The 24,838-nt window shown below is 70.3% G+C and carries 22 protein-coding genes and 2 pseudogenes; 11 read left to right on the top strand and 13 right to left on the bottom strand.

Translation table 11 applies throughout. The features are described from left to right. Positions 1-19 precede the first annotated feature (19 nt). Together FHU35_RS00295 and FHU35_RS00290 are read right to left on the bottom strand one after the other, a co-directional pair. The gene (locus tag FHU35_RS00295; protein WP_145735538.1) at positions 20-820 is read right to left on the bottom strand and encodes an exodeoxyribonuclease III; all 801 of its coding nucleotides are present in this window, start codon (positions 818-820) and stop codon (positions 20-22) included. A gap of 38 nt (positions 821-858) precedes the next feature. Further along, on the bottom strand, positions 859-1,083 hold the full coding sequence (locus tag FHU35_RS00290) for a hypothetical protein (protein WP_145735536.1): 225 nt from the start codon (positions 1,081-1,083) through the stop codon (positions 859-861). A 164-nt stretch (positions 1,084-1,247) separates the two neighbouring features. Here FHU35_RS00290 and ligD point away from each other — a divergent pair, with 164 nt between their 5' ends. From ligD to FHU35_RS00270, 4 genes are all read left to right on the top strand, one after another. Further along, complete coding sequence (ligD, locus tag FHU35_RS00285; protein WP_145735534.1) at positions 1,248-2,099, top strand: non-homologous end-joining DNA ligase; 852 nt, start codon at positions 1,248-1,250, stop codon at positions 2,097-2,099. Positions 2,100-2,166: 67 nt separating this feature from the next. After that, positions 2,167-2,658, top strand: a complete 492-nt coding sequence (locus FHU35_RS00280) for a 2Fe-2S iron-sulfur cluster-binding protein (protein ID WP_145735532.1) — start codon at positions 2,167-2,169, stop codon at positions 2,656-2,658. Then, entirely contained in the window at positions 2,655-3,641 is a 987-nt protein-coding gene (locus tag FHU35_RS00275) for an FAD binding domain-containing protein (protein ID WP_145735530.1), read from the top strand. The genes FHU35_RS00280 and FHU35_RS00275 overlap by 4 nt, the downstream gene beginning before the upstream one ends. Then, entirely contained in the window at positions 3,638-5,731 is a 2,094-nt protein-coding gene (locus tag FHU35_RS00270) for a xanthine dehydrogenase family protein molybdopterin-binding subunit (RefSeq protein WP_145735528.1), read from the top strand. The genes FHU35_RS00275 and FHU35_RS00270 overlap by 4 nt, the downstream gene beginning before the upstream one ends. 19 nt (positions 5,732-5,750) lie before the next feature. Here the strand turns inward: FHU35_RS00270 and FHU35_RS00265 are convergent, their stop codons facing one another. The 3 genes from FHU35_RS00265 to FHU35_RS00255 form a co-directional block, all read right to left on the bottom strand. After that, on the bottom strand, positions 5,751-6,746 hold the full coding sequence (locus FHU35_RS00265; RefSeq protein WP_186459195.1) for an alpha/beta fold hydrolase: 996 nt from the start codon (positions 6,744-6,746) through the stop codon (positions 5,751-5,753). 70 nt (positions 6,747-6,816) lie between these two features. Beyond that, positions 6,817-8,214 (bottom strand): MFS transporter, encoded by a 1,398-nt coding sequence (locus tag FHU35_RS00260; RefSeq protein ID WP_145735526.1) that lies wholly within the window; start codon positions 8,212-8,214, stop codon positions 6,817-6,819. Continuing rightward, on the bottom strand, positions 8,211-8,783 hold the full coding sequence (locus tag FHU35_RS00255; protein WP_246109978.1) for a TetR/AcrR family transcriptional regulator: 573 nt from the start codon (positions 8,781-8,783) through the stop codon (positions 8,211-8,213). The genes FHU35_RS00260 and FHU35_RS00255 overlap by 4 nt, the downstream gene beginning before the upstream one ends. Positions 8,784-8,910: 127 nt before the next feature. Here FHU35_RS00255 and FHU35_RS00250 point away from each other — a divergent pair. Then, positions 8,911-9,309: pseudogene (locus tag FHU35_RS00250) on the top strand (VOC family protein); the annotation flags it as partial. A gap of 25 nt (positions 9,310-9,334) precedes the next feature. Here the strand turns inward: FHU35_RS00250 and larC are convergent. The 3 genes from larC to larE are packed head-to-tail and all read right to left on the bottom strand — an operon-like array spanning position 9,335 to position 11,960. Beyond that, positions 9,335-10,486 carry a nickel pincer cofactor biosynthesis protein LarC gene (gene larC, locus FHU35_RS00245; protein ID WP_145735524.1) on the bottom strand — a complete coding sequence of 384 codons (1,152 nt, stop codon included), beginning with the start codon at positions 10,484-10,486 and terminating at the stop codon, positions 9,335-9,337. Beyond that, entirely contained in the window at positions 10,483-11,145 is a 663-nt protein-coding gene (gene larB, locus FHU35_RS00240; protein WP_145735522.1) for a nickel pincer cofactor biosynthesis protein LarB, read from the bottom strand. Before larB ends, larC begins: the two co-directional genes overlap by 4 nt. Continuing rightward, entirely contained in the window at positions 11,142-11,960 is an 819-nt protein-coding gene (larE, locus tag FHU35_RS00235; RefSeq protein ID WP_246109977.1) for an ATP-dependent sacrificial sulfur transferase LarE, read from the bottom strand. Before larE ends, larB begins: the two co-directional genes overlap by 4 nt. A gap of 241 nt (positions 11,961-12,201) precedes the next feature. Here larE and FHU35_RS00230 point away from each other — a divergent pair, with 241 nt between their 5' ends. Together FHU35_RS00230 and FHU35_RS00225 are read left to right on the top strand one after the other, a co-directional pair. Then, the gene (locus FHU35_RS00230) at positions 12,202-13,719 is read left to right on the top strand and encodes a helicase HerA-like domain-containing protein (RefSeq protein WP_145735519.1); all 1,518 of its coding nucleotides are present in this window, start codon (positions 12,202-12,204) and stop codon (positions 13,717-13,719) included. A 136-nt stretch (positions 13,720-13,855) separates the two neighbouring features. Beyond that, positions 13,856-15,181, top strand: a complete 1,326-nt coding sequence (locus tag FHU35_RS00225) for a purine-cytosine permease family protein (RefSeq protein ID WP_145735518.1) — start codon at positions 13,856-13,858, stop codon at positions 15,179-15,181. Between the two features lie 349 nt (positions 15,182-15,530). Here FHU35_RS00225 and FHU35_RS00220 read toward each other — a convergent pair whose 3' ends face one another. The 3 genes from FHU35_RS00220 to FHU35_RS00210 form a co-directional block, all read right to left on the bottom strand. After that, positions 15,531-16,574: a family 2 encapsulin nanocompartment cargo protein polyprenyl transferase gene (locus FHU35_RS00220; RefSeq protein ID WP_145735517.1), complete on the bottom strand. Its 1,044-nt coding sequence runs from the start codon at positions 16,572-16,574 to the stop codon at positions 15,531-15,533. Between the two features lie 16 nt (positions 16,575-16,590). Next, a complete protein-coding gene (locus tag FHU35_RS00215) occupies positions 16,591-17,970 on the bottom strand; it encodes a family 2B encapsulin nanocompartment shell protein (protein WP_246109976.1) in 1,380 nt (459 codons plus the stop codon). 61 nt (positions 17,971-18,031) lie between these two features. Continuing rightward, on the bottom strand, positions 18,032-19,441 hold the full coding sequence (locus FHU35_RS00210) for a family 2B encapsulin nanocompartment shell protein (RefSeq protein ID WP_281290195.1): 1,410 nt from the start codon (positions 19,439-19,441) through the stop codon (positions 18,032-18,034). A 586-nt stretch (positions 19,442-20,027) separates the two neighbouring features. Between FHU35_RS00210 and FHU35_RS00205 the strand changes: the two genes are divergently transcribed. The 4 genes and pseudogenes from FHU35_RS00205 (at position 20,028) to FHU35_RS00190 (ending at position 22,952) form a co-directional block, all read left to right on the top strand. After that, positions 20,028-20,306, top strand: coding sequence for a helix-turn-helix domain-containing protein (locus FHU35_RS00205; RefSeq protein WP_145735515.1), 279 nt, complete (start codon positions 20,028-20,030; stop codon positions 20,304-20,306). Next, a pseudogene (locus tag FHU35_RS30490) lies at positions 20,303-21,070 on the top strand (bestrophin-like domain). Before FHU35_RS00205 ends, FHU35_RS30490 begins: the two are co-directional and overlap by 4 nt. Beyond that, a complete protein-coding gene (locus FHU35_RS29100; RefSeq protein WP_186459194.1) occupies positions 21,040-22,209 on the top strand; it encodes a DUF6923 family protein in 1,170 nt (389 codons plus the stop codon). The pseudogene FHU35_RS30490 and the gene FHU35_RS29100 overlap by 31 nt, the downstream one beginning before the upstream one ends. A gap of 65 nt (positions 22,210-22,274) precedes the next feature. Beyond that, positions 22,275-22,952, top strand: a complete 678-nt coding sequence (locus FHU35_RS00190; RefSeq protein WP_145735514.1) for a DUF998 domain-containing protein — start codon at positions 22,275-22,277, stop codon at positions 22,950-22,952. Positions 22,953-22,991: 39 nt separating this feature from the next. Here FHU35_RS00190 and FHU35_RS00185 read toward each other — a convergent pair whose 3' ends face one another. Both FHU35_RS00185 and FHU35_RS00180 read right to left on the bottom strand, forming a co-directional pair. After that, entirely contained in the window at positions 22,992-23,453 is a 462-nt protein-coding gene (locus FHU35_RS00185) for a PPOX class F420-dependent oxidoreductase (protein WP_425474085.1), read from the bottom strand. A 111-nt stretch (positions 23,454-23,564) separates the two neighbouring features. Then, complete coding sequence (locus FHU35_RS00180; RefSeq protein WP_145735511.1) at positions 23,565-24,773, bottom strand: acetyl-CoA C-acetyltransferase; 1,209 nt, start codon at positions 24,771-24,773, stop codon at positions 23,565-23,567. Between the last annotated feature and the right edge of the window lie 65 nt (positions 24,774-24,838).

The raw sequence follows: 24,838 nt of genomic DNA, 5'->3' as shown, positions 1-24,838 counted from the left end.
GGACGCAGCGGTGAGGCCCTCAGCCCAGTGCGAGATCGACGACCACGGGAGCGTGATCGGAGGTGCCCTTGCCCTTGCGCGCGTTGCGGTCGACGTAAGAGTCGGTGACCGCGGAGGTGAAGGACTCGTTGCCGTAGGCGAGGTCGATCCGCATTCCCTGGTTGTTCGGGAACCGCAGCGCCCGGTAGTCCCAGTAGGTGAACGGCACGTCGTACTTCAGCGGCCTGGGGTAGACCTCGGTGAGGCCGGACTCGGTCAGCGAGGTCAGCGCCTTGCGCTCGTCCGGCGTGACGTGGGTGGCGCCCTCGAAAGCGGCGATGTCCCACACGTCCTCGTCGTTGGGGGCGACGTTGAAATCGCCCAGCACGGCCCACGGGCGGTCGGCCGCGAGCTCCTCGACGGCGGTGGCGCGCAGCGCGTCCAGCCAGCGCAGCTTGTAGTCGTAGTGGGGGTGCCCGACCTCGCGGCCGTTGGGCACGTAGACCGACCAGACGCGGACTCCTGCGCAGGTCGCGGCGACCGCGCGGGGCTCGGGCGTTTCGAACATGGAACCGTCGGCCTGGAAACCGGGCTGGTCGAGCAGCCCTCGCCGCACGTCGGTCAGCCCGACGCGGGAGAGCACGGCGACGCCGTTCCAGCGGCCGGTGCCGTGCGCGGCGGTCTCGTAGCCGAGCTCACCGATCTCGTCGAACGGGAACGCGTCCTCGGCGCACTTGAGCTCCTGGAGGCACACGACGTCGGGTTCGGCCGTGCCCAGCCAGTCGAGCAGCTTGGGCAGCCGGGCTCCTACCGAGTTGACGTTCCAGGTGGCGATCCGCATGCGCGCAGCTTGGCACACAGCTCTGACGATCGGAGGCGCTAGGGTGCGGTGTTGTGCTCGCCGGCGTACTGGTAGCGCCACACACCGTCGGGGCGCTGGTCACGCCGGTTGTAGCAGGCGTAGGGCGAGCATGGCGACTCCCCGTCGCGAGGCGAGGGGAACGCGAACTCGCCCATGGGTAAGTCCGCGTCCACAGCGGGGATGAAGAACGATCTGCCGTCTTCCGGGCCGCCGATGAGTTCGGCGTAGACGTGTTGCTTCATCGATGTTCTCCCAGCTCGGCGTTCGTCGTAACCGTCCTACAGCCAATAGGAACAAAAACAACGGCCGCAGGTTCCCGTTGTCACCCGAATGTTTTAACGATGTGCTGCGAACGCCGCTCACGACCAGGTGATTGGCGGTTCCGGCGCCCGGGTATCGCGGTGTCATGCCTGGAAACGACGTCGAGCGCCTCGCCGGGCCGTCCCATCCGGACAAGGTGCTCTACCCGCAGGACTCCGTGCGGAAGCAGGACGTGTTCGACTACTACCGCGCCACCTCCGGTGTGCTGATCGCGCACGCGCGGGGGAAGCCGGTGACCATGCGGCGGTTCCCCGACGGCATCGAGGCGGGGGGCTTCTTCCAGAAGGAGGCCTCGAAGCACTTCCCCGACCGGGTGCCGCGCGCCTCGGTGCCGCAGCGCGGCGGCGGCCCTCCGGTGCACCACGTGCTCGTCGAGGACGAGGAGACGCTGCTCTACCTCGCCGATCAGGCCTGCCTGGAGTTCCACATCGCGCTGTCCACAGTGGACGATCTGGAGCGTCCGGTGCTCGCGGTGCTCGACCTCGACCCGCCGGAGGGCGTCGACCTCGCGACGCTGCGCGACGTGGTCCGGCGGATGTGCGACCGGATGACCGATGATGGGCTCGCCCCGCACCTGCAGGCGACCGGCGGCAAGGGGTTCCACATCGCGGCGCCCCTGGACGGCGATCTCGGGTTCGACGAGGTCCGGTCCCGGATGCGCGAGCTGGCCGAGCGCGCTGCGGCCGACGACCCGGACCGGTTGACCACCGAGCAGCGGAAGAACAAGCGAGGCGGCCGGATCTTCCTCGACATCAACCGCAACGCCTACGGCCAGACGATGATCGCGCCCTACTCGCTGCGAGCGCGCCCCGGGGCTCCCGCGGCCACGCCGATCGACCTCGGCGAACTCGGACGGGTGACCCCGCAGTCCTACGGGTGCGCGAACATGGCGCGCCGACTCGCCCAGAAGACCGACCCGTGGAGCGAACTGCACTGATCAGCCGTGCATGGGGTCGCGCGGGCACGGGTAAGCGAGGTGCAGGGCACGACGATGGGGAGGACCCGTGGACGCCGACATCACGCTCTTCGTCGACGGCATCGAGCACCGGCTCACCGTCGACACCCGCACGACCGTGCTCGACGCGCTGCGGGAACGACTCGGGATCATCAGCCCCAAGAAGGGGTGCGACCACGGCCAGTGCGGCGCGTGCACCGTGATGCTGGAGGGCAGGCGGGTGATCAGCTGCTTGATGCCGGCCGTCGCTCACGACGGCGCTCACCTGCGCACCGCCGAAGGGCTCGACGGCGCGGAGCCGCACCCGGTGCAGCGCGGGTTCGTCCATCACGACGCCTTCCAGTGCGGCTACTGCACCCCTGGCCAGGTGGTGTCGGCCGTCGGCGCCATCGAGGAGCTGGAGGCCGGCGAACCCAGCGCGGTCACCGCCGACGGCGCCGATCTCCCCGACGAGATCCGGGAGCGGATGAGCGGCAACCTCTGCCGCTGCGGCGCCTACGCGAACATCGTGCGCGCGGTCGGTGAGGTGGTGAACCGATGAGGCCCTTCGACTACCAGCGCGCCGCCGACGTCGACTCGGCGGTGAGCGTGCTCGCGCACACCGCCGGTGCCGAGTTCCTGGCGGGCGGCACCAACCTGGTGGACCTGATGAAGCTGGAGGTCGCCTCCCCGGACGTGCTCGTCGACGTGCGCCGACTCACCTCCGATCGGATCGAGGACCGGGGCGAGGAGGTGCGCATCGGTGCTTCGGTCACCAACAGCGCCTTGGCCGCGGACCCGCTCGTCCGGCAGCGCTTCCCGGTGCTGTCCCAGGCCGTTCTCGCCGGAGCGTCGGCGCAGCTGCGCAACCTGGCGACCACCGGCGGGAACCTGCTGCAGCGCACCAGGTGCGGCTACTTCCAGGACGTCACCACCCCGTGCAACAAGCGCGAGCCCGGCAGCGGGTGCCCGGCGCGCGAGGGATACCACCGCGACCACGCGATCCTGGGCGCTTCGCACGAGTGCGTGGCCACCCACCCCTCCGACATGGCCGTCGCCCTGGTCGCCCTAGATGCCGTGGTGAACGTGGTCGGCCCGGGCGGGAGTCGCAGCGTGCCCGTCGCCGACCTGCACCGGCTGCCCGGGCGCGAACCGCAGCAGGACACCGTGCTCGAACACGGCGATCTGATCACCTCGGTGGACGTCCCGGCGCTCGGCTTCGCCACCACCTCCCGCTACCGGAAGGCCCGCGATCGCACGTCGTTCGCCTTCGCCCTGGCGTCGGTCGCCGCCGCGATCGACGTCGCCGACGGTGTGGTCCGCGACGTGCGCCTCGCGCTGGGCGGGGTCGCGCACAAGCCCTGGCGCGCGACCTCCGCCGAGGACGCCCTGCGCGGCGGCCCCGCCGGCGCCGAAGCCTTCGCCAGGGCCGCCGACGCCGAGCTGGAAGCGGCGGAGCCCCTGCCCGACAACGAGTTCAAGGTGCCGCTGGTGCGCAACATGATCGGTGGCGTGCTCTCCGAGCTCGCGGGAGTGCCGCGATGAGCACCGCCACCCGGATCATCGGCGCCCCGGTCGACCGCCTCGAAGGGGACTCGAAGGTCCGGGGCCAAGCCCTCTACGCCGCCGAGCACCCCGTCGACGGCCCCGTGCACGCGCACCTGGTGCAGTCGACCATCGCGCGAGGCCGCATCACCGCCATCGACACCGGCGCCGCGCTCGCCGAGCCCGGCGTCCTCGACGTCGTGACCCACCAGAACGCACCGGTCCTGAGCTCCACCGAGGACGCCGAGCTCGCGATCCTGCAATCACCCGAGGTCGGGTACCGGGGCCAGCCCGTGGCGGTCGTGCTCGCCGAGTCCTCCGAGAACGCGCGCGCCGCAGCCGAATTCGTCCGGGTGTCCTACGAGGAGGCCGGGCACGACGTCGTGCTGCGCCCCGAGCGCACGGACCTGGTCCGCCCGGAGCGGGTCAACGGCGGATTCGAGACCGACGACGGCAGGGGAGATTTCGACGCCGCGCTCGCGGAGTCGGAGGTGGTGCACGACGCGCTCTACAGCACGCCGCAGGAGCACCACGTCGCGATGGAACCGCACGCCACCACGGCCGCGTGGTCCGAGGGCGAGCTCACCGTGTACGACTCCACCCAGGGCGTGCACTGGGTGCGCGACGCGCTGACCGGGCTCCTGGGCATCGACCGGGAGAACATCCACGTCATCGCTCCGCACGTCGGCGGGGGGTTCGGCTCCAAGGGACCCGTGCACGCGCACGTCGTCGCGGCGGTCCTGGCCGCGCAGCGGGTGCAACCGCGACCGGTGAAGCTCGCCCTGACCCGCAGGCAGGTGTTCCAGCTCGGCGGTCATCGCGCCGCCACGTTCCAGCGCGTGCGGCTCGGAGCCGACTCCGACGGGCAGCTGACCGCCGTCGGCAACGACGTCGTCGCCCAGACCGCGCGGATCAAGGAGTTCGCGGAGCAGGCCGGAGTTCCCGCGCGCATGATGTACGCCGCGCCGAACCGCCGGACCAGCCATCGCCTGGAGGAGCTGGACATCCCGGTGCCGACGTGGATGCGGGCCCCCGGTGAGTGCCCCGGCATGTTCGCGCTGGAGACGGCGATGGACGAGATGGCCATCGCCTGCGGCCTGGACCCCGTCGAGTTCCGCATCCTCAACGACCCCGACACCGATCCGGAGACCGGACGGCCCTACTCCAGCCGGAACCTGGTGGCCTGCCTGCGCGAAGGCGCCCACCGGTTCGGGTGGGCCGATCGCGCTCCGGCACCGCGCTCTCGCCGGGAAGGCCCCTTCCTCGTGGGCGTCGGCGTCGCGGCGTCCACCTACCCGGTCAACTCGATGCCGGGAACGCGAGCCGGCATCCAGGCGCGCCCGGACGGCCGGTACCGGGTGCAGGTCGGTGCGGCCGACATCGGCACGGGGGCGTGGACCGCGCTGACCCAGATCGCCGCCGACGCGCTGGGCACCGACCTGGACCGGATCACGTTGAGCATCGGCGACACCGACCTGCCGTGGGCCTCCGGTGCCGGTGGTTCGAGCGGGATCACCTGCTGGGGCTCGGCGATCGTGGACGCCGCCCGCCGATTGCGGGAGAAGCTGCCCGAAGGCGGTCCGGTGCCCGAGGAAGGCATCTCGGCGATCGGCCGGATCCCCGACAACCCGTACCGGGGCCGGTTCGCGATGCACAGCTTCGGCGCCCAGTTCGCCGAGGTCCGGGTGCACCGCGACACCGGGGAGGTGCAGGTGCCGCGCATGCTGGGCATCTTCGCGGCGGGCCGGATCATCAACGCCAAGACCGGTGCCTCGCAGCTGCTCGGCGGCATGACGATGGGGTTGTCGATGGCCCTGCACGAGAAGGCGCACGTCGATCCGCGCTTCGGGCACGTCCTCAACCAGGACCTGGCGCAGTACCACGTCGCGAGCTGCGCCGACGTCAAGGACATCGAGGTGGACTGGATCGAGGAGGACGACCCCTACGTCAACCCCATGGGATCGAAGGGGATCGGGGAGATCGGCATCGTCGGAGCTGCGGCCGCCGTCGACAACGCCGTCCACCACGCGACCGGCGTGCGGATCAGGGACCTGCCCATCACGCCCGACAGGCTCGTCGGCCGCATCTGAGAGCTGCTGAGGAACTGCGTCAGCGCTGGGCGTCCAGGAACGCGCCGATCTCGGTGGCGATCGCCTCGGCTTGCTCGGATCCGACCGCGTGCGAGGCACCGGGGTAGACGACCACCGTGCCTCGGCGCAGCGTCCTCTCGGCGACCTGCGCGGCGGTTGCGGTGTCGTGCATGACGGATTCGCCCGCCAGGACCGCCAGCACGGGCATCTCCAGCGCGGCGAGATCCTGCTCGGGGATGAGCTCGGGTTGCGGGAGCGTGATCGTGTAGGCGCTCATCGCCGTCTCGATCATGCGGGCGAGCGGTTCGTCCTCGACGGGAGCGCCACCGGCCGTGTACGAGGTGAAGGAGTCCCGCCACGCCTTGGGCAGCCACGGAACCGACGCCGGGATCGCGCGGAGGGCGGTGCCGACGGGGATGCCGGCGAAGGTCCGGGCCGGGTCGATCAGCACCAGGCTCGCCACCCGGCCGGGGAAGTGCGTGGCCGCGTTGGTGGCGGTCCACCCGCCGATCGACAGGCCGAGCAGGTGGAACTTCTCCGCGGGCAGCGCGGCGAGGGTCTGGTCGAGCCACGCGGCGTTGTCCGCGAAGTCCTCGATCGGCGCCTCCTGCACGCTCAGCCCCGGCTCACCGAGCAGGTCGAGCGCGTAGACGTCGCCGAGCTGCAGCAACGAGGGCATGTTGTCCGCCCACACCGGGCTCGGCGAGGAGCGGCCGGGCAGCAGGACGAACGGGTGCTGCGAGCGCGCGTTCGGGGCGCCTTCGAAGCGGTAGACCCGGACGAAGCCGAAATCGGTTCGCACGTCGAGGGTTTCGTCCGGGCGCGGCATCGCCTGCCAGGCCCGCTCGTAGTCGGCCAAGAACGCGTCGCGACCGGACCGGGAGTTCCAGTGCCCGACCGGGGAGGGGCTCCGCAACGCGACACCCGCCACGCCGGCCAGCACGAGCACGACCGCAGCGGTCACGCCCCACGCCCGCCGCCGGCGCTTGCCCGCGGTCTCGCCCTGCTCGGTCATCGCGCCCCCCGTTCGGCCCGGCATGACCGCGCGGCCCCCGGGCCTGACCAGGGTACTCGTGGCGAAGCCGTCAGGAGGTCGATGTTCGTGCCCGACGTCGGGTGGCGATGATCAGCGCGCTGAGGGCGAGCGGGAGCAGCGCCCACGACGCTGCCGTGACGTAACCGCTCTGCGGGGGCAGGGCCGTGCCGCTCGGCGTCGCGCCGGCCAGCAGGAACCCGGCGACCGCGCTGCCCGCGCTGAACCCGATGCTGCGCACGATCTGGTTGATCGAGAGCACGCTGGCCGTTTCCGCCTGGGACACCCCGGCGAGCACGAGTGTCGGCATCACCGCGGAAACTCCGCCGACGGCGAACCCGAGCAGCGCGATCGCCACGAGCACCGGCACCAGCGACTGGACGCCGATGGCGAACAGCAGCGCACCGGCGATGGCGATCACCGTCGACAACGCGTACGCCCACCACCCCCCGATGCGGTTGATGAGCCCGGGTATCGCCTTTCCCGCGACGAAACCGAGCAGCGAGAACGGGATCAGCACCGCACCAGCGGCAACACCGGGCAGCGCGAATCCGTACGGCGCGCCGGCCGGTGTCTGCACGTAGCGGGTGAACAGGCTGAACAGCAGGTACAACCCCACGCCCGCGATGAGCATCGCGGCGTTGGCGCGCAGGACCGGCCCGTGAGCGAGCAGTCGCAGGTCCACCAGGGGCGTCGAGGTGCGCAGTTCCACGACGGTCCAGACACCGAGGACGGCGGCCGAACCGACGAGGAGACCGATTGCCGACCAGGGGCTTTCCCAGGCGGAGCGCTCCGCGATGACCGTGAGAACGCCGAGGGTGCCGAGGGCCAGCAGCAGCGCACCCACGACGTCGATCCGGGGTCGTGGTCCGGGAACCTCGGTAGGAAGCGCCCACCAGGCGAGGACCAGCGCGGCCGCGGAGATCAGGAACCCGAGCCAGTACGCCGCGCGCAGACCCGCGAGCTGGTCCACCAGACTGATCAAGGGGTAGCCGACGCCGATGCCCACGGTCGACGCGACCGACAGCGCGGCGATCGTCGACGCCGAGCGCTCCGGCGACAGGTGCGCACGCGCCACGCTCATCAGCAGCGCGACCACCGCGATGCCCAGCCCCTGCAGGCCGCGCCCGATCAGCAACGCCGCGAACGGCAACGGCAGGGCTGTCAGCAGACCGCCCGCGGCGACCAGGGCCAGTGTGGCCAGAATGGTGACCCGGCGGTACGAGCCTCCGCCGAGCCTGCCCAGCACGGGACCCGCGATCGCACCGGTGAACAACGTGACCGTCAAGGTCCACTGGGCGGCGTCGAGCGACACGTGCAACCCGGTGGCGACGGGAGTGATCAGCGGCGCGCCGACGCTTCCGATCACCGCTCCGGCCAACGCCGTGCACACCAGGGCGACGCTCAGCCGCCCGTCCTGGCGAGCGCGGACGTCGGGCGGCGCGCTCACCGGTTGGTCTCCGCCGTGATGTGGGCGAACAACCCCGGCTGGATCCTGGTGCGGATCCCGTCGGCCCAGGTCTGATCGACCTGCTCGACGTCCATCGCGGCGCCGACGTTGAGCAGCATCCCGTAGGCGAGGAACGTCTTCACCGTCACCGGTTCGAGCTCGGTGCCGCTCTCGGTGGTGTCCCACATCCGCGCGAAGCACGCGCGGACCGCGTCCTTCACCTCCGGGTCGCCGCACGCGGCAAAACCCTGCAGCTGCAACAACAACCAGGTCCGGTCGGCCAGCAGGTCGAAGTACTGGGCGCCCATCGCCGAGAGCGCGTCGAGCCCGTCGCGCGTTCCGGCCGCCTCGCGCATCCCGTCGCTGACACGCTCGAACGCCGTCCCGACGAGTTCCAGGAACAGGGCCTTCTTGGTCCCGAACATCCGGAACACGTAGGGCTGCGTGATGCCCGCACGCCGCGCGATCGCCTCGGTCGAGGCCCCGTGCAGACCGTGCTCGGCGAACTCCTCGGCCGCGATGGCCAGCACCTGGGCACGCCGTTCGGATCCGCTCATCCGCTCCGCCATGGCCACCAAGTTACCAGTTACTGACCACTAACAAAATGGATGCGCACCCAGCTCCGGTGCCGGAGTTCGATGCGTCTGACCTGCGCGTGCCCGGCCCGCGTCGGACCGGCTCGCTAGCATCCGGCGCATGGCCATCAAGCTTGAGAACGTCGGCATCGCCGTGCGCGATCTCGACGCCGCGATCGCGTTCTTCACCGACCTCGGGCTCACCGTCCTCGGTCGCGACACGGTCAGCGGCGAATGGACCGACACCGCCGTGGGCCTCGACGGCAACCACGCGCACATCGCGATGCTCCAGACGCCGGACGGTCACGGCCGCATCGAGCTGTTCGAGTACGTCCACCCCGACGCCATCGAGACCGAGCCGACTCGCCCCAACGAGATCGGCATGCACCGGGTCGCGTTCTCCGTCGACGACATCGACGCCGCCCTCGAGGTGGCCGCCGAGCACGGGTGCCACCCGCTGCGCGGTGTGGCGACCTACGAGGACGTCTACAAGCTCAGCTACGTCCGAGGTCCCAGCGGCATCATCGTGATGCTCGCCGAGGAGATCAAGAAGGGCCGACCTGCTGCCGGGCCGCCTCGGAGGCCATCTCCGCGACGGTGCGCAGCGGGAGTCCGAGAGCCTTCGCCGCCGCGGCGACGTCGTCGTGCTCGGGTTTGCTGCGGTGCGGGCCGTGCTTGATCCGGATGCTGTGTCCCGCCACCGAAACCGCGCTGGTGCGGCGGGGGAGCGCGGTGCGCTGGACCTCGTGCCTGCGCACGCCCAGCGTCCCGGTCTCCGCGAGCACGATCGCGGTGAGCGCTTCCTCGCGCGCGGGTGCGCAGAGGACGTGCAATACGTGGGCCGGCCGGGACTTCTTCATCGTCACCGGGCTCGTCCAGGCGTCGGCGGCGCCCGCTTCGAGCAGCCGATCGAGGACGTGGCCCAGGGTTTCGCCTGTCACGTCGTCGACCGAGCACTCCACCACGACCATCGTCTCCACCTGCGACCGGGCGGTGGCCAGCGACGCCGGTAGGACGTTCGGGCGTTGCGGGAAGCGCTTGGTTCCCGCGCCGAAGGCGGTGGCGCCGAGCGTCATCGCCGGGGGAGGGGTGAAGCGCACGCCCATCGCCGACACCAGCGCGGCGCCGGTCGGGGTGACGGTCTCCCCGTCCAGGTCCGAGCCGACCACCGCCGCGCCTTCCAGCAGGCGCGTGGTCGCCGGTGAGGGCGCGGGCAGCACGCCGTGCGCGCAGCGGACGATCCCCGAACCCAGTGCGATCGGCGCGGAATGCACTGCGGTGACGCCCAGTTCGTGCAGAGCGGCGGCGACTCCGACGGTGTCCACGATGGTGTCCAGGCCGCCGACCTCGTGCAGGTGCACCTCGGCGGGATCGCGGTCGTGCAGCGCGCCCTCAACCCGGGCGATCGAGTCGAGTGCCGAGACCGCCATCGTCGCAACCGGTTCCGGCTTCGCCCGGGAGGCGAGTCCGATGAGTTCGGACGCGTGGCGCTCCGGTGCGTCGTCGTCGACCGCCACGACCGCGCGGGTCGCCGCGATGCCGTCCACCTGGACCCGCTCGGCGCTCAGGGACCACCCGGTGAGGCCGGTGGACGCGATGGATTCGCTGACCGCCTCGACCGGTGCGCCGAGGCCCAGCAAGGCGCCCAGCAGCATGTCCCCGGAGAGCCCGGTGGTGGGGTTGAGCCAGAGGATCATCGCCGGGCCACCGTGGCCAGCCGGTGCGCGGCCATCGCGGCCGAGAAACCCGAGTCGATGTTGACCACCGTCAGACCGGCCGCGCACGAGGTCAGCATCGCCAGCAGCGCCGTGACCCCCTCCAGCGACGCGCCGTAGCCGGTGGAGGTGGGCACCGCGATCACCGGGCAGGACACCAGGCCGCCGACCGCGCTGGCCAGCGCGCCCTCCATGCCGGCCACCACGACCACCGCGTCGGCCTGCTGGAGCTCGTCGCTCGCCGCGAGCAGCCGGTGGATGCCGGCGACGCCGACGTCGCGGATCACGTGGGCGCGTAGGCCGATCGCGGTGGCGACCGCCTCGGCCTCGGCCGCGACCGGCCAGTCCGAGGTTCCCGCCGTGGCCACGCACAGCCGGAAGTCCCGTTCGGGCGCCGGGCGCCACGCCAGCAGCCGCGCCGTCTCCTGGTAGCTGCCGCCGGGAACGTCGACCGCTGCGGCGATGTCGGGTTCCACCCGGGTGACGAGCACGGGTCCGGTGCTGCGGGCCAGCAGCTCGGTCACGATCCCGGTGATCTCCTCCGGGCGCTTTCCGGGTCCGTAGACGACCTCGGGCAGTCCTTGGCGGGATTCCCGGTCGGTGTCGACCCTCGCGTACCCGAGGTCGCTGAAGCCGGTCATGACGCGGTTCGGGTGGGCAGCAGCGGCAGCAGCGCGTTCATCCGGCCGCTGGAGAACCCCGCCATGTCCAGCGCGCAGAACTCGAACCCCGCGTCCCGTCCTGCCGCGTCGAGCTCGGCGTGGTGCGCCGCCGCGCGGTCGATGTCCTCGGCGGGGACCTCCAGCCGCGCGACCGTTCCCTGACCGTGCGCGCGCACCCGGCAGACCGGGAATCCCAGCTCGTGGATGGCGGCTTCGGCGCGCTCGACGCGGGCCAGCACCTCGGGGGTGACCGGATCGCCGTAGGCGACCCGGGAGGCCAGGCACGCGGCGGCCGGTTTGTCCGCAGTGGACAGGCCGAGGGCGTCGCTGGCCTCGCGCACGTCGGCTTTGGTGAGTCCTGCGTCCACCATCGGCGCGATCGCTCCGCGCTGCGCCGCGGCGCGCTGGCCCGGCCGGTGATCGCCGAGATCGTCCACGTTGGTGCCCAGAGCGACGTTCGCGCCCATCGCCGCCGCGAGCGGCTCCAGGGCGTCGAAGAGCGCGGACTTGCAGTGGTAGCAGCGGTTTCCGTCGTTGGCGGCGTACTCGGGCCGGTCCGCCTCGTCGGTGCACACCTCGACGTGGGCGAAGCCATGCTCCCGCGCGAAGCGCTTGGCCTGCTTGCGCTCCTCGGCCGCCAGGCTCGGTGACACGGCGGTGACCGCGAGCATCCGCGACCCCAGCACCTGGTGCGCCACCGCGGCCAGCAGCGCCGAGTCCACACCTCCGGAGAAGGCCACGACCAGGGCTTCCTCGGTGCTGACCCGCGTCCGCAGGCGGTCCAAACCCGTCACGACCTCACTCCTCACGCACGCGCGGTCAAACCAGGCGATCCCACCCGACTCTAACTCCATCGAGCGATGCTTCCCATGCCGTCGAAGGAGATCTTTCCGGTGGTCAACGAGCCTTTTGGCGGGCCGTTCGGGGTGCTAGTGCGGACGCGCCAGCCCGTCCCTCGACCGAGTGGCTCTCCACGGATCGAGCGCGGGATCGACCTACCTTTCGAAGGGAACGTGCCGACGGGAGGAGACTGCGGTGACCGACAACAACGCTGCCCAGCAGATCGCGTCCGGATACGCGGCCGGCGGAGCCGCCGTGGATCTCGGGGCCGTGGTCATCGACGACGCCGCTGACGCCGAAGCCCAGGTGCGCATCCCGCTGGCCACGCTCAACCGGCACGGCCTGGTCGCCGGGGCGACCGGTACGGGCAAGACCAAGACGCTGCAGCTGCTGGCCGAACAGCTCTCCGACGCCGGCGTCCCGGTGGTGCTCGCCGACATCAAGGGCGATCTGTCCGGACTCGCCCAGCCCGGCGAAGGTGGCGACAAGCTCACCGCGCGCGCCCAGGACATCGGCGACGACTGGCAGGCGACCTCCTACCCGGTGCAGTTCCTGTCGCTGGGAACCAGCGGCCGGGGTGTGCCGATCCGGGCGTCGATCACCAGCTTCGGGCCGCTGCTGCTGGCGAAGGTGCTCGGCCTCAACGCCACCCAGGAGTCCACCCTCGGCCTGATCTTCCACTGGGCCGATCAGCGCGGACTCGCGCTGCTGGACACCAAGGACCTGCGCTCGGTGATCCAGTACCTGACCAGCGACGAGGGCAAGGAAGATCTCAAGGGCATCGGCGGTGTCTCGGCCGCCAGCGCCGGGGTGATCCTGCGGGCGCTGTCGAACCTGGAGGCGCAGGGAGGCGACGAGTTCTTCGGCGAACCCGAGCTCGAGGTCGCCGACCTGCTCCAGCAGGTCGGTGCCCAGGGCGTGGTCAACCTGCTCGAGCTCAGCGAAGTGCAGACCAACCCGGTTCTGTTCTCCACCTTCCTGATGTGGCTGCTCGCGGAGCTGTTCGAGGAGCTGCCCGAGGCCGGCGACCTGGACCGGCCGAAGCTGGTGTTCTTCTTCGACGAGGCCCACCTGCTGTTCAACGACGCGTCGAAGGCGTTCCTGGACAGCATCGAGCAGACCGTGAAGCTCATCCGTTCCAAGGGGGTGGGCGTGTTCTTCTGCACGCAGCTGCCCACCGACGTGCCCAACCCGGTGCTCTCGCAGCTCGGCGCCCGCGTCCAGCACGCCATCCGCGCCTTCACCCCCGAGGACCAGAAGGCGCTGTCGCGGACGGTGAAGACCTACCCGACCACCGAGCACTACGACCTCGGTCAGGCACTGACCTCGCTCGGGACCGGCGAGGCGATCGTGACCGTCCTGTCCGAGACCGGCGCACCGACGCCCGTCGCGTGGACGCGGCTGCGGCCACCGCGTTCGCTGATGGGCGCCATCGGTGAGGACGCCGTTCGCTCCTCGGCCCGGTCCTCGCAGCTGCACGCGAAGTACTCCGAGACGATCGATCGGGAGTCCGCCTACGAGAAGCTCGCGCAGAAGGTCCCGGAGGCCTCCGCGGAACCGTCGGCCGAGGCTCCGGAGAAGGGCGAGGCCCAGGACGCGGGCATGTTCCAGAAGGCGATGGAGAACCCCGCGGTGCGGTCGTTCTTCCGCTCCGCCGCCAGCGCGGTCGGCCGCGAGGTGACCCGCGGACTGTTCGGCAACAGGAGGCGCTGACACCGCGTCACTCGATCAGGTAGGGTCCTGGCGACTCATTCACGCGGGAGCTCGGGCGCACCGGGCTGAGAGGGTGGCAGGCACGCGCCACCGACCGCAGAACCTGTCCGGATAATGCCGGCGTAGGGAGCTGTCGATGGCGCTTGACGTCGAACGGTCCGAAGTTCCGAACACCTTGGACGAACCAGCGCCGAGAACGCTGGGCGTGCTCGACCAGGGCGCCTTCTGGGGAAACCTCGGCGTCAGCCTGCTGGGCTTCAGCGGTGCTCTCGCGGTGTTGGCACCCGCCGGGGTCCCGCAGCTGTCGTTCCTGGCGGCGATCACGGCGACCGTCGTGGGAACTGTGCTCGGCAGCGTGATGGTCGGCATCGCCGCCATCCCCGGTGCCCGTACGGGAGCACCGGCGATGATGCTGCTGCGCGGCCTGTTCGGCACCCGCCTGTCCTACGTGCCGACGGTGCTCAACATCCTGCAACTGGTCGGCTGGGGCACCTTCGAGCTGCTGGTGATCGCACAAGGTGCCGAGGCGCTGTTCGACGGTGGTCCGCAGTGGCTCTACGTGCTGATCGCCGGTGCGCTCACCACCGCGCTGACCTTGCGCCCGCTCGGTGCGCTGCGCCTGCTGCGCCGCTACGTGAGCGTCGCGGTGCTCATCGCAATGGTCTACTTCTTCGTGCAGCTGCTCATGGAGCCGTTGCCGCCGATGAACCAGGGGTCGTGGGAGGGCTTCTGGCCCGGTGCCGACGCGGCGCTGGCGGTGGCGGTGTCCTGGCTCCCCGTCGCCTCCGACTACTCGCGGCACTCGCGCTCGGCGAGCGGGGCGTTCACCGCCGCGACCGTCGGCTACTCCCTCACCCAGATCGCCTGCTACCTGCTGGGTCTGCTCGGACTCGCGCTGGTCGGGTTCGACGGCGACAAGGCCTTCGACCCGCTGCTGGCCGCGCCGCTGGGCGTGCTGTTCTTCGCGGTGCTGGTGCTGCGCGAGGTCGACCAGTCCTTCGCCGACACCTACTCGACCGCGGTGTCCATCCAGAACCTGCGCCCCAGCACGGATCGACGCCTGCTGAGCCTCCTCGTCGGCGTGGTCAGTACCCTGGCCGCGCTGACCATGGACATCGAGCAGTTCTCCAGCTTCCTGCTGCTGATCGGATCGGTCTTCGTGCCGATGTTCGGTGTGCTGGCGGTGGATTACTTCTACAACGCGCGCACCCGCGAGTGGGACATCTCGGCGCAGGCCCCCTCCCGCTGGGGGATGCTTCTCGCGTGGCTGCTGGGTTTCGCGGCGTTCCAGCTGATCAACCCCGGCGAGCTGGGCTGGTGGACCGCCTTCTGGACCGCTGCTCGGGAGGCCGCCGGTTTCACCGTTCCCACCTGGATGAGTGCCGCGCTGACCTCCTTCGTGATCTCCGCCGCGGCTGCCGGACTGATCGGCCTGCTCAGCAGGGCCCGGCGGAAGGCTTAGGAGTTGTTTCAGAATTGCTTTGCTTGGCGGTGCGGGTAGCGGAACCTCACACGCCGCCTGGACTCCGTGCGCCACTCCTGATGTCTTCCGCTTACCCCGGGGTGGACATCGGCGTCGCGGCGTACTCGCCAGACAGCGGGTGAGAAATCCCCACAGGGGAAGGCACCGCGGTGCAGGTTGAGTCCCACACCTGAAGCAACGGCTCCGCCGCATTCTGAAAAGACTCCCTAGTGTCGAGCGGGTTCTCGCGAAAATCGGCCGGTTCTCGCGAAAACCCGCCCGAGGACCGGGGACGGCTCCAGCCAGGAGGGGCGGCGGTGGCTGGAGCCGTCGTTCCGGGGTGCCGGGATCAGTGGTCCCGGCGGGCCACCAGGTGCGCCAGCGCGGTGAGGGCTTCCGCCGCGTTCGCCTCCGGGTCGGCCCTGCGGAGGTCGGAGAGCGCGGCCGCGAGCAGCTCGTCGGCCTGCCCCTGACTCCACGCTCGTCCGCCGGCGAGCGTGACCAGCTCCGCCGCTTGAGCGAGTTCGCCGCTGATCAGCGGCTGCTCGCGGTAGTACAGCCCGGCCAGCCGCTGGCCCGCGCTGGTGCCGGAGGTCAGCGCGGAGACCACCGGCAGCGTCTTCTTGCGGGTGCGCAGGTCGGAGAACACCGGCTTTCCGGTCATCGCCGGATCACCCCAGATGCCCAGCAGGTCGTCGACGTGCTGGAACGCCAGGCCGAGCCGCTCCCCGAAGCTCCGCATGCGGGTGATCTGCTCCGGAGATCCGCCGCCGTAGAGCGCGCCGAGCGCGCACGCGCACCCCAGCAGAGCGCCGGTCTTGTCGCGCGCCATCCGCTGGCACGCCGCGAGGTCGATGTCGGCGCGAGTCTCGAACTCCAGGTCCGAGTTCTGCCCGTCGATGAGGCCCAGCACCGCGCTGCTGAGCATGCGCACCGCGCTCGCCGCTTCCGGGTGCTGCGAGGAGGCGAGCACGTCAGCGGACAGCGTCAGCAGCGCGTCACCGGCCAGGATCGCCGTGGCGTTGCCGAACACCGTCCACGCGGTGGGCCGATGCCGACGAGTCACGTCGCCGTCCATCACGTCGTCGTGCAGCAACGAGAAGTTGTGCACCAGCTCGACCGCCACCGCGGCCGGAACCGCGTTGGCCGGATCACCGCCCACGGCGGAAGCGCTCAGCAGCACCATCGTTGGCCGCATCGCCTTGCCCCGGTCGGCCCGCACCGGGTTGCCCCGTTCGTCGAGCCAGCCCAGGTGGTAGCCGGCGACCTGGCGCATCCGGTCCGGGAGCCGGTCCACCGCAGCTCGCAACGCGGGCTCGACCATCGTTCGACTGCTGGTCAGCGCCTCGAACGCCTGACCCGCTCGGTTCGCGTCCTGCTGCATCGTCGTCATTGCGGGTTCCTCTCGCTCAGCGGGTGATTTCGACGTTCTCCAGGACGCCGAGCGCGTCCGGGACCAGCACCGCAGCGGAGAAGTAGGCGCTGACCAGGTAGGAGATGACCGCCTGCTCGTTGATTCCGGTGAACCGCACCGACACCCCGGCCTCGTGCTCGTCGGAGATGCCGGTCTGGTGCAGTCCGACGACGCCGTGATCGTCCTCGCCGGTGCGCATGCACAGGATCGAGGTGGTGCCCTTGTCACTGATCGGGATCTTGTCCGTGGGCAGGATGGGGACACCGCGCCAGGCGTGAACGGTTCTTCCCTGAACCTCGGCCGTGTTCGGGTAGATGCCGCGCTTGCTGCACTCCCTGCCGAACGCGGCGATGGCGCGCGGGTGCGCCAGGAAGAAGCGGGACTTGCGGCGGCGGGACAGCAGTTCGTCGAGATCTTCCGGAGCGGGTGGGCCGGTTCGGGTGTGCAGGCGCTGCTGCAGGTCGGTGTTGTGCAGCAGCCCGAAGTCGCGGTTGTTGAGCAGTTCGTGCTCTTGGCGTTCGCGGAGGGCTTCGATGGTGAGTCGGAGCTGTTGTTCGGTCTGGTTCATCGGTTGGTTGTAGAGGTCGGCGACTCGGCTGTGGACGCGGAGAACTGTTTGGGCGACGCTGAGTTCGTACTCGCGGGGGGACATCTCGTAGTCGACGAAGGTGCCGGTGAGTGCGGGTTCGCCGGAGTTACCGGAGGCGATGGCGATGTCGGACTCGCCGCGCTTGTTGGTCGGCGGGGCCGGGGAGGCGTACTCGGCCGCCACGTGCGCGCGCAGGCCCTCGAACTGCCGGGTGACCTCGTGCAGCGCGGCCCTGTCGAGGGCGAGCACGATGCACGGGGTCACCGCCCGGTAGGTGCTGTCCCATGTGGACTGCGCGGTGGCCAGCACCTGCGAGCCGAAGAACCGGCCACCGGCCAGGGTGTCCGTGACGGTCTCGGCGCCGTAGGCACCACCGCGGACCTTGTCGACCTTCCCGTGCGCGATCAGCACGACCTCGGTCGCCGGCTCCCCGGCCACGGAGATCAGCTGGCCGGGCTCGTAATGGCGTTGCACGAAGCGGTCGGCGAGAGCGCTCAGGGCCGAGTCGTCGTCGTACCCGCGCAGCAGCGGCAGTTCGGTGAGCTCGCGGGGGATCACGCTCACCCTGTCGCCGGTGTTGGTGAAGGTCACCAGGCCGTCGCCGGACGCGTAGGTCAGACGCCGGTTGACCCGGTAGGTGCCGGCTTCGATGTCGACCCACGGCAGCATCGTCAGCAGCCAGCGCGAGGACCTGCCCTGCATCTGCGGCTGCGTCTTGGTGGTCGTGGAGAGCGTGCGCGCCGCCTGGGTGCTCAGGCTCAGAGCGGGCTGCTCGGTCGCGGTCAAGGTGGTTCAACTCCTCTGATCGGGAAGAGGAGCGGGCCGGTGATGTGACCGGCCCGCGTTCTCAGCTCTCGCGTCCCACTTCGACGTGCTCGAGCACTCCGAGCGCGTCGGGGACCAGCACTGCGGCGGAGTAGTAGGCGCTGACCAGGTAGGAGACGACCGCCTGCTCATTGATCCCCATGAACCGCACCGACAATCCCGGCCGGTACTCGTCGGGCAGGCCCGTCTGGTGCAGCCCGACGACGCCCTGGTTCTGGTCGCCGAGGCGCATCAGCATCATCGAGCTGGTGCGCTTGTCGCTGACCTGCAACTTGTCGCACGGAAGCATCGGCACGCCCCGCCACGCCGGGACCTGGTGCCCACCGAGGTCGATGCTCTGCGGGTAGAGGCCGCGCTTGCTGCACTCCCTGCCGAACGCGGCGATGGCGCGCGGGTGCGCCAGGAAGCAGCCCGGTTCCTTCCACACCAGCGTCAGCAGCTCGTCCAGGTCGTCGGGCGTCGGGGGACCGGTGCGGGTGGGGATGCGCTGGCGGAGGTCGGCGTTGTGCAGCAGCCCGAAGTCCCGGCTGTTGATGAGCTCGTGCTCCTGGCGTTCGCGGAGGGCTTCGATGGTGAGTCGGAGCTGCTGCTCGGTCTGGTTCATCGGTTGGTTGTAGAGGTCGGCGACTCGGCTGTGGACGCGGAGAACCGTTTGGGCGACGCTGAGTTCGTACTCGCGGGGGGACATCTCGTAGTCGACGAAGGTGCCGGTGAGCGCGGGCTCGCCGGAGTGGCCGGAGGCGATGTCGATATCCGCTTCGCCGTGCGGGTTGTGCGGGCGGGCGGGTCCGGCGAGCGCCTGCCGGACGTGTTCGCGCAGAGCCTCAGAAGACCCGTTGAGCTCCTGGAACGTCCTCAGGCCCAAGGAGAGGACGGTGCACGGGGTCACCGCCTTGTAGCTGGCGTCCCACTCGCCGGCCTCACCGGAGAGGACCTGGGCACCGAAGTACTGGCCGTCGGCGAGCACGTCCAGCACGGTCTGGTCGCCGTACTCGCCGGTGCCGATCTTGTTGACCTTGCCGTGGGCGATGAGGACCACTTCATCGGCGGACTCGCCGGAGTTGGCGATCACCTCGCCGGGTTCGAACTGTCGCTGCACGAACCGGTCGGCCAGGGCACGGAGCGCGGAGTCGTCGTCGAAACCGCGCAGCAGCGGGAGTTCCTGGAGTTCCTGGGGGATGACGCGGACGTCGGCTCCGGTGTTGCTGAAGGTGATCCGGCCGTCCCCGAGGGTGTAGCTCAACCGCCGGTTCACGCGGTACACGCCACCGGACGCCTGCACCCAGGGCAGCATCCGCAGCAACCACCGGGAGGTGATGCCCTGCATCTGCGGGGCCGATTTGGTCGTGGTCGCGAGATTTCTCGCGGCCGCGGTGCTCAGGCTCAGCTGCGGGGCTTCGGTGTCGGCCGGGTTCGGATCGGTCGCAGTCACGACAGAAATACCACCAATCATCGGGATGAGAAATCGTCGAGAAGGGCTCGACGTAGGGGCTCGATGGAGGGGCTCGAGACGGGCGCAAAAGGTGAATCGGCGAATGTCGTCGAGGAATTGGAGAAGGGTGGAAGAGAATTGTTGGCCGCGCCGGATCGGCGGGCCTCGTCGTTGCTTCCGGTCGAAACGCTAGCACCGGGCGACTGGGCCGTACAGTCACCCGAAAGTGCTGAGGGGAGCAATACGCGGTGGTCAGCGCGGGTTGTCCTCATGATCGCCCGATCTTCCGATTGCGCGACGCAGGGTGGTCTCGCGAGTCCTCGTGGGTCCTGATTTCGGGGCACGTTCAGTCTGGTGCACCAATGTCGATGCGGTCCTCGCGGAGGTTTGGCCGTCGTATTGCTCCACCCGGGCGACGGTTGTGTGAACTCGAATTCCACGAATCGGGTTATCCAATTCCAGCGGATCTTGGGCGTATTGTTCGGGACGTGGTTCTGCCGGGTGTTTCCCGGGTCCGGTCGCGATAGGTGAAGGCCCATCAGAATCCGCGAACCGGTTAGCTGTTCTCTCCAGGAGGCGATTTCGCGTGAAGTGGAACCTGCGGTTGGTCGCGGCGCAGCGCGGTATTTGGAAGGCCACCGACCTGCAGCGGAGATTCGCCGAGCACGGCCTGGTGATATCCGCGGGGAAGATGTCCGGCCTGTGGTCGAAGACTCCCGCGAGCTTGAAGCTGGAAGACCTCGACGTCATCTGCCGAGTGCTGGGCTGCGAGGTCGGCGAGCTGCTCGAACCCGAAGCCCCACGGGTGCCCGTGCCGCGACAACCGGACGGCGCGCGCGGCACGATCGCGGGAGTGGCGGAGTGAACCTCGTGCTCACCGGTGCGCTCTGGGTGCTCGGCGCAGCGGTCGGGGCGGCGATCATCGGGTACCTGGTCCGCCGGATCGGGCAGGACGAGGGGAGCCCGAGCAACAACGACGCCGCCGGGCAGGTGTTCACGATCGTCAGCGGGCTGCAGGCCGTGGTCCTGGCGTTCGTGCTGGTGACGCTCTTCGACGCGGTCTCCGACGCGCGCGATGGCGCCTACGTGGAAGCGCAGGAGCTGGTCGCCGTGTCCTGGGCGATGGAGTCGTTGCCCGCGCAGGACGCGGCCGAGGTCCGGGACACCAGCCAGGCCTACGTGAACGGGGTGATCCGGGAGGAGTGACCGTCGATGCAGCGCGGGGCACCGGTGGGTGGCCCGGGGTGGGGACGGCTCGACCAGATCCGGGCAGCCGTGGTCAACGCGGAGGCAGACGGGGAGTTCCAGGAGGACCGCAAGTCCGAGGCGCTGGACAAGCTCAACGAGGTCTACTCCGAGCGGCACGAACGTCTCACCCGAGCCTTCGACCGGGGTGTCGTGGCGGTCGTGTGGTTCGTGCTGATCGTCGGAAGCCTGGTGTGCGTGCTGTTACCGAACCTCTTCGGTGGCACGAAGTTGTTCCCGCACATCGTGCTGGTGTCCACGTTGGCCGGCGCGCTGGCGCTGCTGCTGTTCGCGATCTTCCAGTTGCAGAACCCGTTCAGCGGCGGGTCTCGGATCGAGCCGGAGGCCTTCCAGTGGGCGCTCGCACGTCTCGGGCGGGGGTAGTCGGGGCGTTCCTGGTCCTGGCGGCGGCGGTGGGCCCGGCAGCGGAGGCGGATCAGACGTGCGAGGCGCTGCAGATCCGCACCACCGGTACCACCTCGCAGCTGTACCGGGTGACCCTGCCGGGCTTCGCCGACACCAGGGTCGGGGAGTTGCCGCACCGGATGAACGCCCTCGGGTACTCGGCCGCGCAGGGCTGGGCCTACGGGATCGCGGAGGGCTTCTCCGACGGCGGACACGTGATGGCGCTGCGTCCGGCCGACCCGCCGCTGGACCTGGGGCCGGTCGTCGCGGGACGCGGAGACACCCCGTGGAACCCGATCGAGCACCCGACGGCCGGAGCGATCCGCGGAAACCGCTGGTACGTCCTGGAGGACGACTACCTGCACGCGGTGGACGTCGATCCCGACAGTTCGACCTTCCGCCACGTCCTGTCGTCGGTCGAGCTGGAGGAGCGCCACGGTCCCTTCGACATCGACGACTTCGACGTCGGGCCGGACGGGCTGCTCTACGGGGTCGCCCAGAGCTACTCCGGAATACCTGCGGTGGTCCGGCTCGACCGTCGCACCGGAGTCGTGGAGCCGGTCGTGTGGCTGCCGGGACTGCTTCCCGACTCCTACGGATCGGTCGTGATCGGCGACGACGACGCGCTCTACGTCACCGCCAACCGCAGCGGCGGGGTCTACCGGGTCAGCGTCGGTGGCGAACTGGCGAAACTGGCCGAAGTGCCCGGCATGTCCAGTTCTGATGCCGCCGGGTGCCTGCGGCGCACCCCGCCGCCGGAACCACCGGCACCGCCGCCGGCTCCACCCACGACAACACCGCCCACGACAACACCTCCCACGACGACGCCGTCGACTCCGCCGACGTCGACCCCACCTTCCCCCGCACCCACGTCCGCACCGTCCAGCTCGCAGCCGGCACCGAGCGCGACGCCGGCTCCTCCTCGCCCGCCAGCACCACCTGAACCGGTCGAGGAGCCGAGCGAAACGCCCGAAACGTCCTCTCCTGCGGCGCCATCCGAGGAGATCGATGCCGAGGAGTCCGGTCACACCACGCAGGAGAAGCGCCGGTGGGCGCTGGCCACGCTGGTGCTGCTGATCGGCGGGAGCGCTGCCGCTCGCGGGCTGGCACGGCGCTGACGGGGGAGTGACGCTGGTGACGACCGTGGGATCCGGAGGTGACGCCAACGGCTAGGCTCCCGCGCATGTTGCAGGCTCGGGATGAACGGACGCTGCTCCGCTGCGGGACCGCGGGCGCGGTGCTGTTCGTGGCGGTGTTCCTGGTGCTGGGTTCGGTGAAGTCGGGGTACGACCCGCTCCGCCACCCGGTGAGCTCGCTGGCGATCGGCTCGCTGGGATGGGCGCAGGCGGTGAGCTTCTGCATCAGCGGCGTTCTGGTGACCAGTTCCGCGTTCGGGATGCGGTCGGTGCTGCTGCGGCTGGGCGGTGACTGGTGGATTCCGGGGCTGATCATCGCCGTCGGCGTCGGGCTCATCGGCGCCGGCTTCTTCACCACCGACCCGATCAACGGCTACCCGCCGGGCGAGATGGGCGGGACCACGGCGACAGGAGTGCTGCACCAGTTCTTCTCGGCCGGTGTGTTCCTGGGGTTCCCCGCGGCGAGCTCGTTGCTGGCGCGCTTGTTCTGGAGCACCCGGCACCCGTGGTGGGCCGCCTGCTGCCTGCTGACCGCGGTGGTGTTCGGCACCGGTTTCGCGCTCGCGGCGCTGGGTTTCGCCGGACTGCCCGATTTCCAGCCCTACGCCGGGCTCTACCAGCGGATCGCGTTGTGCGTCGGGTTCGGCTGGCTGCTGATGCTCTCGCAGTTCTTGCGCAGCGCGCGCTTCTCCCGCGCCTTCAACGTGCGGGTCAGGACGGCCTGACGCCCCGGCCCGCGCGGGACCGGGGCGTCGGAGGAGAGCTCAGTCCTGGACCAGGCGCGCGGGGAAACCGCCCGTGGCGATCGGGCCCCAGCGCTCGATGGTGATCCGGATCAGGGACTTGTCCTGGCGGACCATCGCTTCCCGGTACTCGTCCCAGTCGGGGTGCTCACCGGAGATGCACCGGAAGTACTCGACCAGCCCGTCCAGGGCGTCCGGCATGTCCAGCACCTCGGCCGTGCCGTCGACCTGAACCCACGGACCGTTCCACTCGTCGGAGACCACGCACACCGAAGTCCGGGGGTTCCGGCGCAGGTTGCGGGCCTTGGCCCGATCCGGGTAGGTCGAGATGACCAGCCGCCCGCCGGTGTCCACACCGCAGGTCAGCGGCGACATCTGCGGCCCGCCGTCGGCTTTCGTGGTGACCAGGACTGCCTTGTGCCGCGGCCGGAGGAACTCCAGAAGCGCCTCGCGGTCGACCTTGTCTGCGGTGGCGATCGCCATGAACAGCTCCTCGAAACAGATCGCAGGGAACGAGCTCCAGCCTAGCCCTGGGGACCGACCGTCGCTCGACGTCCACTGTGGACTTCGAGCGAGCGCCGGTGGTGTGATGTTCTAGGCGCGCTCGAAGATCGCGGCGAGCCCCTGGCCGCCCCCGATGCACATCGTTTCCAGGCCGTAGCGGGCGTTCCGGCGCTGCATCTCCCGCGACAGCGTCGCCAGGATCCGGCCACCGGTCGCGCCGACCGGGTGCCCCAGAGAGATGCCGGAGCCGTTGACGTTGACCCGGTCGAAGTCGGCGGGCGTGAACTCCCACTCGCGGGTGCAGGCCAGCACCTGCGCGGCGAAGGCCTCGTTGAGCTCGATCAGGTCCACATCGGCGAGACCGATCCCCGCTCGCTGCAGCGCCTTGGCCGTCGCGGGCACCGGGCCGATGCCCATGGTGCGGGGTGGCACCCCGGCCCGAGCCCACGACACCAGCTTCACGAGCGGGCGGAGCCCGAGCTCGGCAGCCCGCTCGGGGGTGGTGACGACGCAGATCGCGGCGGCGTCGTTCTGGCCGCTGGCGTTGCCCGCGGTCACGGTCGCCTCGGGATCGTTCTTGCCCAGCACGGGCTTGAGCCCGGCCAGCTGTTCCGCGGTGGTGTCCGGCCGCGGGTGCTCGTCGGTGTCGACCACGACGTCGCCCCTGCGGGAGGGCACCGCCACCGGAACGATCTCGTCGTCGAAACGGCCCGCCTGCTGGGCTTCGGCGGCGCGCTGCTGCGAGCGGACGGCGAGCTCGTCCTGCTCGGCGCGCGGGATGCCGTATTCGCGGCGCAGGTTCTCGGCGGTCTCCAGCATCCCGCCCGGCACCGGGTGGTCCTTGCCGCCCGCCGTCGTGCGACCCCGGGCCAGCGAGTCGTGCAGCTGCAGACCGCTGCCGCGCACGCCCCACCTCGCTTCGGTCGTGTAGAGCGGCGCGCTGCTCATGCTCTCCGCGCCACCGGCCAGCACGACGTCGCTGACTCCGGTCTGCACCTGCATCGCGGCGTCGAGGACGGCCTGCAAGCCCGAACCGCAGCGGCGGTCGATCTGAGTGCCGCCGACCTCAACGGGAAGTCCGGCGTCCAGGGCGGCGACCCGGCCGATCGCCGGGGCGTCGGCGGTCGGGTAGCAGTGGCCGAGGACGACCTCGTCGATCGCCTCGCCGGGGAGTCCGGTGCGCTCCAGCAAACCCTTGATCGCGGTGGCGGCCAGCTCCACCGCTGTCACGGTCTTGAACACTCCGCCGAACCGTCCGATCGGGGTTCGCAGCGGCTCGCAGATCACCGCTTCGCGCATCGCTTGCTCCTTCGCGTTGGTACGCCGCCGTTTCGGACGTCGTTGTTTCGTTGGTAGCACAGCGC

Origin of the sequence: Saccharopolyspora dendranthemae (assembly GCF_007829955.1) — a bacterium.
GTDB classification, from domain to species: domain Bacteria; phylum Actinomycetota; class Actinomycetes; order Mycobacteriales; family Pseudonocardiaceae; genus Saccharopolyspora; species Saccharopolyspora dendranthemae.
The sequence above is the reverse complement of the archived record's forward strand: the minus strand, read 5'-3'. Positions and strand labels throughout refer to the sequence as shown.

What these genes read in the sequence shown, in the direction of transcription:
- FHU35_RS00180 (WP_145735511.1), bottom strand. Translation starts at nt 24,773, where the DNA reads ATGCGCGAAGCGGTGATCTGCGAGCCGCTGCGAACCCCGATCGGACGG.
- FHU35_RS00295 (WP_145735538.1), bottom strand. Translation starts at nt 820, where the DNA reads ATGCGGATCGCCACCTGGAACGTCAACTCGGTAGGAGCCCGGCTGCCC.
- FHU35_RS00255 (WP_246109978.1), bottom strand. Translation starts at nt 8,783, where the DNA reads ATGGCGGAGCGGATGAGCGGATCCGAACGGCGTGCCCAGGTGCTGGCC.
- FHU35_RS00225 (WP_145735518.1), top strand. Translation starts at nt 13,856, where the DNA reads ATGGCGCTTGACGTCGAACGGTCCGAAGTTCCGAACACCTTGGACGAA.
- larC (WP_145735524.1), bottom strand. Translation starts at nt 10,486, where the DNA reads ATGATCCTCTGGCTCAACCCCACCACCGGGCTCTCCGGGGACATGCTG.
- FHU35_RS00275 (WP_145735530.1), top strand. Translation starts at nt 2,655, where the DNA reads ATGAGGCCCTTCGACTACCAGCGCGCCGCCGACGTCGACTCGGCGGTG.
- FHU35_RS00265 (WP_186459195.1), bottom strand. Translation starts at nt 6,746, where the DNA reads ATGACCGAGCAGGGCGAGACCGCGGGCAAGCGCCGGCGGCGGGCGTGG.
- FHU35_RS00290 (WP_145735536.1), bottom strand. Translation starts at nt 1,083, where the DNA reads ATGAAGCAACACGTCTACGCCGAACTCATCGGCGGCCCGGAAGACGGC.
- ligD (WP_145735534.1), top strand. Translation starts at nt 1,248, where the DNA reads ATGCCTGGAAACGACGTCGAGCGCCTCGCCGGGCCGTCCCATCCGGAC.
- FHU35_RS00185 (WP_425474085.1), bottom strand. Translation starts at nt 23,453, where the DNA reads ATGGCGATCGCCACCGCAGACAAGGTCGACCGCGAGGCGCTTCTGGAG.
- FHU35_RS00220 (WP_145735517.1), bottom strand. Translation starts at nt 16,574, where the DNA reads ATGACGACGATGCAGCAGGACGCGAACCGAGCGGGTCAGGCGTTCGAG.
- FHU35_RS00190 (WP_145735514.1), top strand. Translation starts at nt 22,275, where the DNA reads ATGTTGCAGGCTCGGGATGAACGGACGCTGCTCCGCTGCGGGACCGCG.
- larB (WP_145735522.1), bottom strand. Translation starts at nt 11,145, where the DNA reads ATGACCGGCTTCAGCGACCTCGGGTACGCGAGGGTCGACACCGACCGG.
- FHU35_RS00270 (WP_145735528.1), top strand. Translation starts at nt 3,638, where the DNA reads ATGAGCACCGCCACCCGGATCATCGGCGCCCCGGTCGACCGCCTCGAA.